12 protein-coding genes are annotated in these 14,242 nt (G+C 24.1%); 5 read left to right on the top strand and 7 right to left on the bottom strand.

Annotation, left to right across the window (positions count from 1 at the left end; all coding sequences use genetic code 11):
- The 4 genes from ABVS04_RS00435 to ABVS04_RS00420 all read left to right on the top strand — a co-directional run bounded on the left by ABVS04_RS00435 (nucleotide 1) and on the right by ABVS04_RS00420 (nucleotide 8,059).
- Nucleotides 1-1,140 (top strand): FIST signal transduction protein, encoded by a 1,140-nt coding sequence (locus ABVS04_RS00435; protein ID WP_368028676.1) that lies wholly within the window; start codon nucleotides 1-3, stop codon nucleotides 1,138-1,140.
- A 3-nt stretch (nucleotides 1,141-1,143) separates the two neighbouring features.
- On the top strand, nucleotides 1,144-3,954 hold the full coding sequence (locus ABVS04_RS00430; RefSeq protein ID WP_368028675.1) for an ATP-binding protein: 2,811 nt from the start codon (nucleotides 1,144-1,146) through the stop codon (nucleotides 3,952-3,954).
- Nucleotides 3,955-4,068: 114 nt separating this feature from the next.
- A complete protein-coding gene (locus tag ABVS04_RS00425) occupies nucleotides 4,069-7,440 on the top strand; it encodes an ATP-binding protein (RefSeq protein ID WP_368028674.1) in 3,372 nt (1,123 codons plus the stop codon).
- Nucleotides 7,441-7,543: 103 nt separating this feature from the next.
- Nucleotides 7,544-8,059 (top strand): rhodanese-like domain-containing protein, encoded by a 516-nt coding sequence (locus tag ABVS04_RS00420; RefSeq protein WP_368028673.1) that lies wholly within the window; start codon nucleotides 7,544-7,546, stop codon nucleotides 8,057-8,059.
- A gap of 14 nt (nucleotides 8,060-8,073) precedes the next feature.
- Here ABVS04_RS00420 and ABVS04_RS00415 read toward each other — a convergent pair whose 3' ends face one another.
- The 3 genes from ABVS04_RS00415 to ABVS04_RS00405 are packed head-to-tail and all read right to left on the bottom strand — an operon-like array spanning nucleotide 8,074 to nucleotide 9,688.
- Nucleotides 8,074-8,460, bottom strand: coding sequence for an ExbD/TolR family protein (locus ABVS04_RS00415; RefSeq protein ID WP_368028672.1), 387 nt, complete (start codon nucleotides 8,458-8,460; stop codon nucleotides 8,074-8,076).
- Complete coding sequence (locus tag ABVS04_RS00410) at nucleotides 8,457-8,966, bottom strand: MotA/TolQ/ExbB proton channel family protein (protein ID WP_368028671.1); 510 nt, start codon at nucleotides 8,964-8,966, stop codon at nucleotides 8,457-8,459. The genes ABVS04_RS00415 and ABVS04_RS00410 overlap by 4 nt, the downstream gene beginning before the upstream one ends.
- A gap of 5 nt (nucleotides 8,967-8,971) precedes the next feature.
- A complete protein-coding gene (locus ABVS04_RS00405) occupies nucleotides 8,972-9,688 on the bottom strand; it encodes a TonB family protein (RefSeq protein WP_368028670.1) in 717 nt (238 codons plus the stop codon).
- A gap of 143 nt (nucleotides 9,689-9,831) precedes the next feature.
- Between ABVS04_RS00405 and ABVS04_RS00400 the strand changes: the two genes are divergently transcribed.
- A complete protein-coding gene (locus tag ABVS04_RS00400) occupies nucleotides 9,832-10,023 on the top strand; it encodes a hypothetical protein (protein WP_368028669.1) in 192 nt (63 codons plus the stop codon).
- Here ABVS04_RS00400 and ABVS04_RS00395 read toward each other — a convergent pair.
- The 4 genes from ABVS04_RS00395 to ABVS04_RS00380 all read right to left on the bottom strand — a co-directional run bounded on the left by ABVS04_RS00395 (nucleotide 10,013) and on the right by ABVS04_RS00380 (nucleotide 14,185).
- Nucleotides 10,013-10,576 (bottom strand): hypothetical protein, encoded by a 564-nt coding sequence (locus ABVS04_RS00395; protein WP_368028668.1) that lies wholly within the window; start codon nucleotides 10,574-10,576, stop codon nucleotides 10,013-10,015. The genes ABVS04_RS00400 and ABVS04_RS00395 overlap by 11 nt on opposite strands.
- Nucleotides 10,577-10,588: 12 nt before the next feature.
- A complete protein-coding gene (locus ABVS04_RS00390; protein ID WP_368028667.1) occupies nucleotides 10,589-11,566 on the bottom strand; it encodes a DUF438 domain-containing protein in 978 nt (325 codons plus the stop codon).
- Nucleotides 11,567-11,643: 77 nt separating this feature from the next.
- The gene (locus tag ABVS04_RS00385) at nucleotides 11,644-13,470 is read right to left on the bottom strand and encodes a histidine kinase dimerization/phosphoacceptor domain -containing protein (RefSeq protein WP_368028666.1); all 1,827 of its coding nucleotides are present in this window, start codon (nucleotides 13,468-13,470) and stop codon (nucleotides 11,644-11,646) included.
- Nucleotide 13,471: 1 nt separating this feature from the next.
- Complete coding sequence (locus ABVS04_RS00380) at nucleotides 13,472-14,185, bottom strand: DNA-binding response regulator (RefSeq protein WP_368028665.1); 714 nt, start codon at nucleotides 14,183-14,185, stop codon at nucleotides 13,472-13,474.
- Nucleotides 14,186-14,242 lie beyond the last annotated feature (57 nt).

Raw genomic sequence — 14,242 nt, 5'->3', positions numbered from 1 at the left:
ATGAAATTAGAAAATTTAACTTACAATAATGAAAATTGGTCTTTAGTAAATAGTGAATTGCAAAGTGATGATTATTCAAAAGTAAATATAGTTTTTTTATTTGGTGATACAGATATTATTAAAGATGAAAAAATATATTCTGAAATGCTAACTCGATACTCAAATGCTAAAATTGTAGGTTGTTCTTCATCTGGTAATATTATGAATTCACAAGTTAGTAAATATCCAGTAGTTGCAACTGCTGTTTGTTTTGATAGTGCTTGGATTGAGCTTTCTACTATTAATTTTTCTGATAATGATAATATTGAAAAACTTTCAGAGGATTTAATAAATAATCTTCCTAAAGATAATTTAAAACATATCTTTTTAATTAGTGATGGATTATTGATTAATGGTTCAAAATTAGTTAATGGTATAAATAAAATAAATAAGTTTACTCCTATAACTGGAGGAATGGCAGGAGATGGTGCAAGATTTCTAGAAACTTTTGTCATAGCAAATAATTTTCCTTCTAAAAGAACTATTGTTGCAGTTGGTTTTTATGGAGATTCTTTAAATATTCAAAGTGGTTGTTTTGCAGGTTGGAGTGAATTTGGTGCCCAAAGAATTATTACAAAATCAAAGGGAAACGTACTTTTTGAAATTGACAATCAACCAGCTTTAAATCTATATAAAAAATACCTAGGAGAACATTCATCAAATCTTCCAAATAGTGGTCTTAGATTTCCTTTGAACATAAAAGAAAATGAGCATTCTCATGAAGTAATAAGAACACTATTAGGTATAAATGAAGAAGAAAAGAGTATTACTTTTGCAGGAGATGTCCCTGAGGGTTATATAGCAAGACTTATGAAACCTGATATTGATGAGTTAATAAATGGAGCTGGAAAAGCAGCTGAGGTAATTAATAAAATAAATGACAAAACAGCTCTTGGATTAATAGTAAGCTGCGTTGGAAGAAAAATAGTAATGAATCAATTAATAGATGATGAGCTTGAAATAATACAAGAAGTATTAGGAGATAGTGTTCATTTGACAGGTTTTTATTCGTATGGTGAAATAGCTCCATTTCAAGATGACTTATTAAATTGTCAATTACATAATCAGACGATTACTTTAACAACTATTTATGAGTCATAAGCAATGCATCGTTTATTACAAAGACAATTAAAACGAAATCTAGGTAAAGATTTCCACTTTCCAACTTTAGATGAAACAATAATAAATCTATTAAAAGATATCTCTTCAACATATGATGATAATGATAATGATAGAAAGTTTTTAGAACATACAATTACAGTAAATACGGAAGAATTAAATACACTTTTAAAAGAAAGATCATCTTTACTTGAATCAAGAACCCAAGAAAATCAAGATGTTATAAATCTTCTTCATCAATACAAAAATGCCATCGATGAATCATTAATTGTAAGTACAATAGATTTAGATGGAATTATTAGATATGTAAATGAAAATTTTTGTAAAATCAGTGAATATGCAAAAGAAGAACTTATTGGTAAATCCCACAATATTGTAAAAGATGAGATTAATGATAATAGCATATTTGAAAATATGCTACTTACCATCAAGAGTAAGAAAACATGGAATGCAATAGTTTCAAATATGAAAAAAAGCGGTGAGATTTATTATTTGAATATGACATTTGTTCCACTTTTAGATAGAAATAAAAATATAAATGAAGTAATTTCTCTAAGTGTTGATGTTACTCAACAAATAGTTTATCAAGAAGAATTAAAATCCCAAAGAGAAAGAATTAGTACAGTTTTTAATAATCAAGAAAATATAGTAGTTATTGTTGATGAAAAAAATGGAATTGTTGATGCAAATAAAAGATTTTTTGAGACTTTTAATTTTCTAAATTTAGATGAGTACAAGAGAAAAATTGATAATTTCTCTAAATTATTTGATATAAATAATGAATATTCTAATTCAGCTTTAGATGAATCTTTATGGTTTCAACAGTTTGTAGAAAAATCAGAAACATTATATAAAATTTCAAGAATAGATAAAGATGGAAATAACCAAATATTTTCAATACGTTGTACAAAAACAATATTAAGTAGTAAACCACACTATTTATGTACTTTAATAGATATTACAGAACTTGAAAATGCTAGACAAAAAGCTGAAATTGCACAAAAAGCGAAATCAATATTTTTAGCAAATATGAGTCATGAAATAAGAACTCCTTTAAATGCAATAATGGGATTTTCTAATATATTATCAGAATCAAATATTGATATCGAACATAAAGAAAATGCAAAAATAATATCAAGAAGTGCAAAATCTCTTTTAGGAATTATAAATGATGTTTTAGATATTTCAAAAATTGAAAGTGGAAAATTAGATCTTTTTAATGAATCTTTTCTTTTTGAATCTTTTCTTGAAAATATTGTGGAGCTTTTTTCTGTAGCATCAAAAGAAAAAAGAATCCGATTTATATATAGTCCTGATTCTATTTTACCTTACTCATTAGTATCAGATTCAATTAGATTACAACAAATCTTATCAAACCTTTTAAGTAACGCAATTAAATTTACTCCTGAATATGGAGAAATTATTTTTACTGTAAAGTTTATAGAAAGAATTGAAAATAAAGCAAAAATTAGATTTTCTATAAAAGATAATGGAATAGGAATGAGCCAAGAACAACAAAGAATAATTTTTAATCCTTTTTCCCAAGCTGATGATGGTATTAGTAGAAAGTTTGGTGGAACAGGACTAGGACTATCAATTTGTTCAGATATTATAAAATTAATGAACTCTAAAATTGAATTAATTTCAAATATCAATGAAGGAAGTGAGTTTAGTTTTAATCTTGATTTTGAAATAGATAAATTTAAAAATGACAAAAAAACTTTAGATAATAATTTTAAATTTTTATTATATTGTAGTGAAGGTAATAATAATATATTAAAAGAAAATGTTGAAAATCATATCAATAAATTAGGACAAGTTTTTGATTATGATAAAAGTGATAAAAAAGGTGATATCTTATTTTGTTGTGGTAATGGAAATTTAGAATTTATTTTGAAAGAATTTAAACAAAATAATCAGAAATCATTTATTATTTTTATAGGAGATGAGAATAATATTAATGAATGCAGTTCAAAAAATTATATAAATCACTATCTAAATTTACCTATTTATGGTTCTAAATTATTTAATATAATTTCAGAAAATTTAAAATTAAATAGTATTGTAATTAAAAAAGTTTCAACAGCTAATGTTACATTCAAAGGGAAAATATTAATTGCAGAAGATAATCTAAATAATCAAAAATTAATACAAATATTATTGAATAAATTAGGATTAGAATCCACTATTGTCTCAAATGGGGAAGAAGCCTTTTTTGAGTATAAAAGAGAAAAGTATGATTTAATATTAATGGATATTAATATGCCAATAATGGATGGATTAAGTGCAACAAAAGAGATTAGAAATTTTGAAAAATATTTAAATTATAATATTCCAATTATTGCATTAACTGCAAATTCTATAGCAGGGGATAAGGAAAAATATTTATCACAAGGAATGGATGACTATTTATCAAAGCCTATTGAATTTGATATTTTAGTAAATATTTTGGAAAAATATTTACTAAATGACTCTTCTATACAGGTTGTTCCAAGTAAAATAGATCTAATTAATATTTCGAAAAAACTTGAATTACCCTATGAAGTAGTTCAAAAACTTTATTCATTATTTAAAAAAGAAATAATGGAAGATCTAAAACAATTAGAATATTTTATAATAAACAATAATAAAGATGAAATAGCTCAAAAACTTTATTATATAAAAAACTCTTGCTTAATTGTTGGTTTAGATGAGGCTGTTGAAATTTTACAGAATATGCAAAATCAATTAATAGAAAATAAAGATGAATTAATAAGAAAACTAAATAAAATAATTTCATATTCATGTGATTTATAGAAAAGAGGAAGAAAAATGAAAAATTTTAGGATAAAAGTAAAGCTAATATTTCTTTTTATTATTATAAAGGTTATCCCTCTTTTAGCGATATCTTACATAGCTTATAATGGGGTAATGAAATTAGATTTGTATTTAAATAATAGTACAAAATTATTATTTGATCAAAGTAAAAATATTATTCAAAACACTGCAAATTTATCTATTGAAGATAGTATAAGAAATTTGGATAAGAAATCACAAGAAAATTTAGAAAAAACTTCATATGAAATTGCAAATAAAGTTGCTGATTTTTTATATGAAAGAGATAATGATTTACTTTTTTTATCAAAACTTGAAATAAATCAACAAACACTAGAAGATTTTTATAATACAAAAAATAAAAATATTACTACTCATGGTATCTATTATTATGATAATAGTAGTGACGAATATAAAACTGATGAACAAGTAATGAAAGAGCAAAGAGCTAATACAAAAGCTAATTTAAAAGATAATGAAAAAGAGTTTAACTATATTGATCCAATGCAGTACAATGTAAAATCTATTCCTATTTACAAAGAACTTAGTTATTTTGATTTAGATGGAAAAGAGATATATAAAGTATCTTCTATTAATTCAAATAAATTAGATTTATCTGATAAAAAAAATACTTATGTAAATTCTGAAACTTATTTTGATGAAATAGCTAATTTGAAGCAAAATGAAATATATGTTTCTGATGTAATTGGTGAATATGTAGGTTCAAAAATATTAGGTACTTTTACAAAAGATAAGGCAAAAAAAGCAGGTATTGAGTTTGAACCACAAAAATATGGATATGCAGGAATTGAGAATCCATTAGGAGAAAGATTTGAAGGAATAATTAGATTTATAACTCCTGTATATAAAGATGGAATAAAAACTGGATATGTTTCAATGGCTTTAGATCATAGACACATAAGAGAATTTACAGATACTTCAAATCCTACAGGAAATAGTGTAAAGCAAAATATTTCAGATGCAAGACTGGGTAATTATGCTTTTATGTGGGATTATGAGGGAAAAAATATTTCACATCCAAGGGATTATTCAATTGTTGGATATGACAAAAATACAGGGCAAAAAGCAATGCCTTGGCTTAGTGCTGATTTAGCAGAAAAATTTTATGCTTCAAATAAAGATATAAATGAATTTCTAAAAGATTATCCAATATTTGAAGAACAAAGTCTTAGTAAAAAACCAAATTTAAGACAACTAAAAGAAAATGGAAATGTTGGTTTAGATTGTAGATATTTGAACTTTGCACCACAATGTGAAGGTTGGATGCAATTGACACAAAATGGTGGATATGGTTCTTTTATTATAAATTGGAGTAACGTTTGGAAATTAACAACGGCAGCTACAATTCCATACTACACTGGTAAATATGGTAATACAAAACGTGGATTTGGATTTGTATCAATAGGTGCTAGTGTTGATGATTTCCACTCAGCTGCAAATAAAACAAAAGAAGATGTTTTATTAATATTAGGAAGTCAAACTAATAGTATGCAAGCAATAGTAAATGCAAATCAAATTGAAATTGAAAGTTTTATAAATATGTTGATTAATGAATTAACTATTATTACATTAACACTAGTTTTAATAATTATATTTATAGCTATTTGGATGTCAGATTATATAATATCAAAAATAAATAACCTTCTAATTGGTACGAAGAAATTTACTAATAATGAGTTAGATTATAGAATTGAAGTTTCTTCAAAAGATGAAATAGGTGAACTTGAAAGTTCATTTAATGATATGGCAAAAGAGATTAGCACTCTTATTTCTACTCAAAAAGAGTTAAATGAACATCTTGAAGATAAGGTTGATGAAAAAACTAAAGAGTTATTACAAATAAATGAAACACTAGAAAAAGAAGTGGAAAATCGAACAGAATCTTTAAAAGAGGCTCTTTTAAAAGCTCAAAATTCTGATAAAGTAAAATCAACATTCTTAGCAAATATGAGTCATGAAATTAGAACTCCTCTTAATTCAATTATAGGTTTTTCAGAACTTTTAACAAATAATTCTAATATTGATGAATCTTCTAAAAAATACTCTTCAATAATTGAAGATAGTGCAAAATCTTTATTGGCAATTATTAATGATATTTTAGATATTTCAAAAATAGAAAGTGGAAATTTTGATATTAATATTAGGCAAACAAATATCCATGAAATTTCTAGAAATGTATATGAGCTTTTTTCTACTAAAGCAAATGAAAAGAATATTGATATTAATTTTAATGTTAATAAAGATATTCCAAATTGTGTTTTAAGTGATGGAATTAGAATTAGGCAAGTTTTATCGAATCTTCTGAATAATGCAATTAAATTTACTAAAGAAAATGGTAAAATTGATTTTAAAATATCATTTATTCAAGAAAAAGATAATTTTATAAAATTAAGATTTTTAGTAAAAGATAATGGTATTGGGATACCATCAAATAAGTTGTTAAATATCTTTGAGCCTTTTATTCAAGTTGATAATGAATCAAATAGACAATATGAAGGAACGGGTTTAGGATTAAGTATTAGTAGTCATATAATTAAACTTTTAGGCTCAAAAATTGAAGTTTCAAGTCAAATTGATTTTGGAAGTTCTTTTTGGTTTGACTTAGAATTAGAAAAATGTGCTGATAATGCAAATAATATTGAAGAAAAAAAAGAAGAAATAATTTTTAATAATTCATATTCTGGAAAGATTCTAGTTGCTGAAGATAATACTTTGAATCAAGAATTAATAAAATATATTCTTGAAAATTTAAATTTAGATTATAAAATAGTTTCAAATGGTCAAGAAGCTATAAATGAATATAAAAATGATATTTATAATTTAATTTTAATGGATATTAATATGCCTATTGTTGATGGTGTAAATGCCTTCAATCAAATAAGAGAATATGAAAAAAACAATAGCTTAGTAAATATTCCAATAGTTGCATTAACTGCAAATGTAATAAAAGGTGATAAAGAGAAATTTTTAGATCTAGGAATGAATGCCTATTTAACAAAACCAATTAATATGAATAAATTAAAAGAAATATTTACTATTTATTTAACTTTAAATGATAATACAAGGGATCCTAAAATGCATATAAATGAAACAAATGCTACTAGTGAAGAATTTAAAATAGTAAAGGAAGAAATAGTTATTACCTTTAATAAAAATGATGCAATTAATCAATTAGGATTAGATGAAATTACTATTGATATGTTACTTGATAATTTCTTTCTAACTTTAGATAGTGATATTAATAATATACAAGAAGCTATAAATTCAAGAGATAGTAATAAAATATCACAAACTGCACATTATTTAAAAGGTTCTTGTGCAAATTTAGTAATAAATGATGCAGTAAATATTTTACAAGATATTGAAAGTAAATCAAAGATGGGTGAAACTGATTTTAATTTAGAAGAATTAAAAGAAATTTTCGAGAAAGTAAAAGTAAAAGTATAATATATACTTATATTTAATATATAAATTATAATTATAATTTTATAGAGTATTAATCTTTTTTTATATAAACTAATTTTTATATAAAATAACAAAAGGATACTTTATGAAATTTTCAAAAATTGTTTTGTCTATGGGGCTAATAGCTAGTACTTTATTTGCTGGTGAGTTTATTGACTATAGTACATTATCAAAGTCATTAAAAGCTGATGCTAAAAAAAATGGTTTATATGCAAGTACTGATGAAGTAAAAGCTGCATTAAAAGATGAAAAATGGGCAGTTGTAGATGTTAGAACTCTTGAAGAATGGTCAGCTGGTTTTATAAAAGGAACACAAAGAGTAGGAAGAGAATCTCCAGAGAAAGCATTAGAAAGTATCGTTCTTGATGATAATAATAAGTTTGTAAAAGAAAATTTAATTGTAATTTGCAATTCAGCATCAAGAGCAGTAATTGAAGCTCAAACTTTTAGACAAATGGGATTTAAAACAGTAAAAATTTATGATTTATATAGCTGGATAGATGAATGTAATCCAATTACAACTAAATATTCTTCACATGAAGATAAAGATGGTACAAATAAAAAATTTGGTGAATATTACGCAGAACATTGTAAAAAATAGATAAATTTATTTATCTATTTTTTAGTATCAGTTATTAAAGATATGTTAAATAGTTGATGTTTTTGTAAGATTTCTAAAACTTCAATTATTTTTTCATATTTTACTTCTTTGTCAATTCTAAAGATTATATTTTTTTCTTTTTCTTCAATTTTTGAAATTTCAATTTCTAATGATTCTTTTGTAATTTCTTTTCCGTAAAGAGCTAAGTTCTCATTATTTAATTCAATAATCAATTCTTTTTGTTTAAGTTCGATTTCTTGAGCACTTGATGTTGGAAGATTTAAAACCAAAGCCAACTCATCTTTTTTAAATACAGAAGATACTATAAAAAATATCAAAAGAATAAAAACAACATCAATAAGTGGTGTAATATCAGGAGTTAATATCTCTCTTTTTTTCATATTTTTTTAAGAACCTCTTTTTGAATCTTTAGCTCAATATCATCTAAAATACCAACAATATAGTTATAACCAATGTAGTGAGGAATTGCTACAATTAATCCAGCAATTGTAGTAATTAAAGCCACTGAAATACCACTTGAAAAAATAGAAGGATCACCTAATCCACTTTTTGTAATAGAATCAAATGATTCTAAAACACCAATTACAGTTCCTAAAAGTCCAAGTAGTGGAGCAATTGAAGCGATTATTTTAACTGTATTTAATCCAAACTCTAGTTTTCTTATTTTTCTATTAATAAAATTTTCAATTGAATCTTTTTTAAATTCACTTGAGTTTTCTTTTGCAAAAAGGATTATCTCATTTATTAAAAACTCTCTTTTATTACTTGACAATGCAATTACAACTAATTTCCAAAACATAATAGTAAAACCAATAATATTTAAAAAAATAAGGATATATACTATTATTCCACCTCTATCAATATAATTGATTAAATCAACTCCCATAATTCTTAACTCCTTGTTATTTCGTAAATAATTGGAACTGTAATTTCCCAAGAATTTTTATTTAGTTTTTCAGGTATTGGCTCAAATCGATTAATTTTCCCAAGAATTTCCAAAGCTGCTTCATTTAATCTTTTATAATTAGAATCTTTTATGATTTTTATATCTTTAATTTCCCCATCTTTTGAAATAATAAAACTAACATGAACTTTCCCCATTTGATTTAATCTTTTGGCAGCATTTGGATAAATCTTATTTTTTTCAATTACATATCTTAGTTTTGATAAGTATTCGTTTTCTAGAGCTTCTATTTGGCTTGGATCTATTGTATTTTCTTGTTTAATTACTTCTTTTGAAGCTATTTCTTGAACTATTGCTTCAGCTCTTTGTTCAACTTTTACTTCTTCCGTTTTTTCTACTTTTTCAAAAAATTTTCTCTCATCTTTTTTTACTTCTTTTTTCTTTTCTTGCTTTACTATATTTTTACTTTTAGTTTCTGGTAAAGGTTTTTCTATGATTTTCTCAACAATAGGCTCGACAACAGGTTCTACTTTTGGTTCAGGTTTTTTTATTACTACATTTTTTAGATTTATTTTTGAAATTGTACTTGCTGGTTTATTTTGTGCAACTACTATTTTTTCTTCAACTACTATGTTTGCAAATAGTAATAAATGAGCTGAGATAATTAGAGTAAATATGATTAGTAAACTTTTTTTATTTTCCATAAATCGAATCTTAATACAATATTGATAATAATTATCTTAATTGAAATTTGAATGTATATTAAATTTTTGATATACATCATTGTTTATATAATTTTTATCAAATATACTTCCTTTGAGTTTATTTCAAAGGAAGAGAAAAAAATATGTTTAATTGGTTATTTAAGAATAAAGATAAGAGTAAAGTAGCTCGACCTAGAACTTTTGTATGTAAGCATTGTAAATATACTTGCGAAGGATGTGATACAAGATTTTGTTACTCATGTTATTCAAATCCTGGAAATCCTTGTCCTAAGTGTGGAAAAACAAATCTGCAAGAAAAAGAAGCTAAACAGTAGATAAGTGATAAATCTTATTTAAATACTTATTTGATAGGCTTTTACTTGGAAGATTACTTTTCTTTTCTATAATATTTCTATTTTTGCAAATATACTCTAATACTGAACACTCCTGTTTTTGAATTAAATTAAATAGTACAAATTTCATTGAAGTAAGCACTTCATCTTGCTGTTTCAATGAAGTGTTTTCATTGTCAATATCAAATAATTCATCACTGCTGCAATAAATATCTTCAGCAATTTTTTCAATATTTACACTTTGATTTTCTTTGTAATTTTTCTCTAATAAAAGTAATAAATTTTTCGCAATTTTATAGTTTGTGACATGCTTACATTTTTTATAAAATTTTATTGCATGTTCTAATAATTGACTTTCATTCGCAAGATTTTCAATTTTTCTTATTTTACCTGTTTCTAAAAACTCTGCAAGTTCATTATTTGAAAAAGCATAATTTATTAAATCAAAAATCTTTCTTTTTTCATGTTTTGACCACTTGTAATAAGTGGGTGATGAAAAACCAAAAAGCTGTACCATGAGTTTTTCATTTGTCATAATTTATCCTTTTTAATTCCAATCCAGAAGTCTTTTTTCGCCTTCAAGTGCTTTTATTTCTGTAACATCTTGAGACATTTCAATAACACCTTTGTAGTTTTTTTCATCATCTCTAATTGCAAAATATCTAATATGAATAAATTTACCTTTAAATTGAATCCAAAACTCAGCTGTATCTTGTCGTCCCGCTTTAAACTCTTCTAGTATTTTTAAAACTTGATCTACACTTTTAGGAGGATGGCAGAATTTAACTTCACGTCCAATAATTCCAGCACTTCTTGGGAATACTCTTTCATCTCCTCTATTATAGAAAACGACTTTATCATTTTCATCCACATAAGTTATATCAATAGGTAAGAATTTAAATATAAAATTTACTTGCTCCATTGTTAAATAACCCTCATCAAAATGAGTTCTATCTTCTAGTGAAAAAGATAATTTTCTTTTTTTTGTATCTAAACTTGGATGAATATACTCTTCTTCTATTTTTTCAGGATATCTTTGAGGTGCATTTGCAAACATCCAACCAATTTCACAATCACCTTCATACATCTCTTTCCAATCGTCTTCATTTAATAAATTCATTGCATTTGGTAGAAGTCTATTTTCTTCAACCAACATAAGTTGTGATAGGCTATTGAAGACTACAATTAAATCATTTAAAATATTTTCAAAATTTTTATCTTCAATTCTTTTTCTAACAACTTTTATTTCAGTTCTAATTTGATCATGAAAAGCCCACATTCCTTGGCTTGGACTTGTCCAACCATATTTTTCAAGATATGGAAAAAGTTGATTCTCTTTTCTTGAAAAATGTTTTTCAACTTGGCTTATTTGATTAAAAAGATTAAAAAATAGTTGAAAATCTGTATTTACATCTACTTTAAAAATCTCTTCAAAAAGTTTTCTTATTAGTATATTTTCTTCAAGGTAAACTCTTACAGGGTGACCTTGAGGAAATCTTTCTATGTTATTAACTAAATTATCCATAATAATATATTCCTTTTTATTTGGACAAAATATATCAAAATGACAATTTTTGACAATGATATTAATCAAGAAATATTTTATATTAATGGAAACTTTATAATCAAATGTGTTCCTATTTCTTTTTTAATTTCTAAATTACCATATAATTGTGTATTTGCAATTGAGTTTACTAAGCTAAGTCCTAAACTTGTTAGTTCTTCTATTTTGAAATCTTTTTTTAATCCTATTCCATTATCTTTTATCTCTAAAATATACTCAGAATTTGATTTTTTGAATCTTATTTCTAGAATTCCATTATTATCAATAAATGCGTATTTCAATGCATTGACTACACATTCATTTATTATTAATCCACAAGGCATAGCTTGATCTATGTCCAAAAATATATCTTCAACATCTATAATAATGCTAACATCTAGATTTTCTTCAAAGGTAGTTTTAATATCTTTTATTAATTGATTAATATAAATATTAAAATTAATAGAATCAAGATTGGTAGATTCATAAAGTTTAGTGTGAAGTAGGGCCATTGTATAAACTCTATTTTCAATACTAGTTAATGCATTTACAATATTTTTATCATTAATTTTAAATTTCTGTAATTTAATAAAATTTATTGTTAATGCAAGATTGTTTTTAACCCTATGGTGTATTTCTTTTAAAAGTAACTCTTTTGATTGGAGTGAATTTGTAAGTTCTGTTGTTCTTTCCTCAACTTTATAGTCAAGTGTTTTAATATTATCTTCAATTTTATCAAGCATAGAATCAAAAGCAATTCCAAGTATTCCTATATCATCATTTCCTTTTATATTACTTCTAAAATTAAGTTTTCCTAAACAAACTTGTTTGGCAGTTGTTGATAGTTTTTCAATATCTTTTATCCATTTTTTAAATAAAAAGTATCCAAATAAAATTGATAATATTAATGCTAAAATTGATATAGGCAAAATTTTTACAATAGGACTATTTATATCATTTATAAAATCATCTTCAAATGCACTTAGTACAAAAACAAATTTCTCATTTTCATTTTCATATATTTTACTAATCCATGTAAGTGTATCTTTATTATCAATTTTGTGTTTTATATTTTTTGTATTTTTAACTTCTAAAATATCATTTATAGTTAATTCACCACTTTTAGGTACTCTATAATTTGAGATTTTGCTAACACAATAGTTTTGATTATTGTCATTATTGATTGTGTCTAATGATTTATCTAAATTATTTTTATCTATTTCTTTATTTATCCACATTAAATAGATTTTACCCTTATGAATATTTTCACTTAAACTAAAGCCATTTTGTACTATTTCTTTCACATCATTTTCTATATTTGTATAAGAGTTTTCAAAGTATGAACTACAAGTTAGTTTTAATTCATTATTGTTTATGATAGTTTTAAATAGATAATAACTAGGTGCTGGACATAGATTGTTTTTAAGGGATATATTTTCCCATTCATCATATTTTGTATTTTTAAAATCAAAGCTTTTTTTTACTTTATCATTTTTTAAATTTAGAATATTTTCACTATTTTTGCTAAGAGTTATTTGGCAATTATAGTTTGTATTTATATTTCTTAAATCTTCTATTAAATTTTTCTCGATATATTTTGTATCAAATTCAGATTTTAATTTTATTTGTTCTATTTGGTTTGAAATTTTAATTTTTGATTCATTTTTCTCAAAGATATTATAATATTTAAAATAATCAACTACAAGGTCAATTTGATATTTAGTTAATAAAACTATCTTTTCAGTTTGTAATAAAGCATTGTTATATTGCTCTTTCTCTATTTTTGGAATTAATAAAATAAATAAAATAGTTAATAGAAATAAAGAAATTAATAAAAAAGAAAAACCAATTTTAAAGCTAATTGGTATATTTTTTATATTTGCCAAGTTATTGTACTTTTAGTTTATAGCCAGATTCAAAAACACTTTCAATAATCTCACTTCCAATTTTTTGTTTTAATCTATAAATTAATGTTCTTAATCGCCCTAAATCATAAATATCTTCTCTCCAAATATAACTGCTAATTCTTTCAAAAGATACAGATTCCTTAGGATAATCACTAAGTAATTGTATTATTTTTGTTTCATTTTTTGTAAGCTTTATTGGTTCATCATTTTTATATAAAATAGTTTTTGCTTTGTGAAATTTAAGATTATTTTCTAAATAAATAAAATTACCATCGTTTTGTATTACATCTTTATTTCTAAAAAAATAGTTGTGTTTATTTAAAGAAGTTTGTATTGTAGTATGCAACTCTTTGTCTTTACAAGGTTTAATTAAATATGCATATGGTTCACATAATAAAGTTCTTTCGATTGTTTTTTCATCACAATATGAACTTAAAAATATAATAGGAATTCTTTTTGTTTGCCAAAGATATTTAGCGATTTCTATTCCGTCATTTAATCCTTTTAATTTAATATCTACTATAGCAAGAGTTGGTAAAGATTTATTAAGTTGTTGTATTGTGCCTTGCAAGGTTGATTCAATTCCTAAAATGTCATATCCAAAATTTTTTAAAGTTTCTTGTAAACCTAATGCTAAAATAATTTCATCTTCAATTATTAGTATAGAAGTTGTTTTTATTGAATTTTTGCACATTTTTTACCTTTTGTGATTTTATTGTGATTTTTATTAGTTATGATACTCAATATCAAT

Origin of the sequence: Arcobacter sp. s6 (assembly GCF_040884245.1) — a bacterium.
Lineage (GTDB): Bacteria > Campylobacterota > Campylobacteria > Campylobacterales > Arcobacteraceae > Aliarcobacter.
The sequence above is the reverse complement of the archived record's forward strand: the minus strand, read 5'-3'. Positions and strand labels throughout refer to the sequence as shown.

Bases quoted from the DNA above. Each gene is read 5' to 3' on its own strand.
- ABVS04_RS00390 (WP_368028667.1), bottom strand. From the start codon at position 11,566: ATGGATAATTTAGTTAATAACATAGAAAGATTTCCTCAAGGTCACCCT.
- ABVS04_RS00400 (WP_368028669.1), top strand. From the start codon at position 9,832: ATGTTTAATTGGTTATTTAAGAATAAAGATAAGAGTAAAGTAGCTCGA.
- ABVS04_RS00380 (WP_368028665.1), bottom strand. From the start codon at position 14,185: ATGTGCAAAAATTCAATAAAAACAACTTCTATACTAATAATTGAAGAT.
- ABVS04_RS00405 (WP_368028670.1), bottom strand. From the start codon at position 9,688: ATGGAAAATAAAAAAAGTTTACTAATCATATTTACTCTAATTATCTCA.
- ABVS04_RS00415 (WP_368028672.1), bottom strand. From the start codon at position 8,460: ATGAAAAAAAGAGAGATATTAACTCCTGATATTACACCACTTATTGAT.
- ABVS04_RS00410 (WP_368028671.1), bottom strand. From the start codon at position 8,966: ATGGGAGTTGATTTAATCAATTATATTGATAGAGGTGGAATAATAGTA.
- ABVS04_RS00420 (WP_368028673.1), top strand. From the start codon at position 7,544: ATGAAATTTTCAAAAATTGTTTTGTCTATGGGGCTAATAGCTAGTACT.
- ABVS04_RS00430 (WP_368028675.1), top strand. From the start codon at position 1,144: ATGCATCGTTTATTACAAAGACAATTAAAACGAAATCTAGGTAAAGAT.
- ABVS04_RS00395 (WP_368028668.1), bottom strand. From the start codon at position 10,576: ATGACAAATGAAAAACTCATGGTACAGCTTTTTGGTTTTTCATCACCC.
- ABVS04_RS00435 (WP_368028676.1), top strand. From the start codon at position 1: ATGAAATTAGAAAATTTAACTTACAATAATGAAAATTGGTCTTTAGTA.
- ABVS04_RS00425 (WP_368028674.1), top strand. From the start codon at position 4,069: ATGAAATTAGATTTGTATTTAAATAATAGTACAAAATTATTATTTGAT.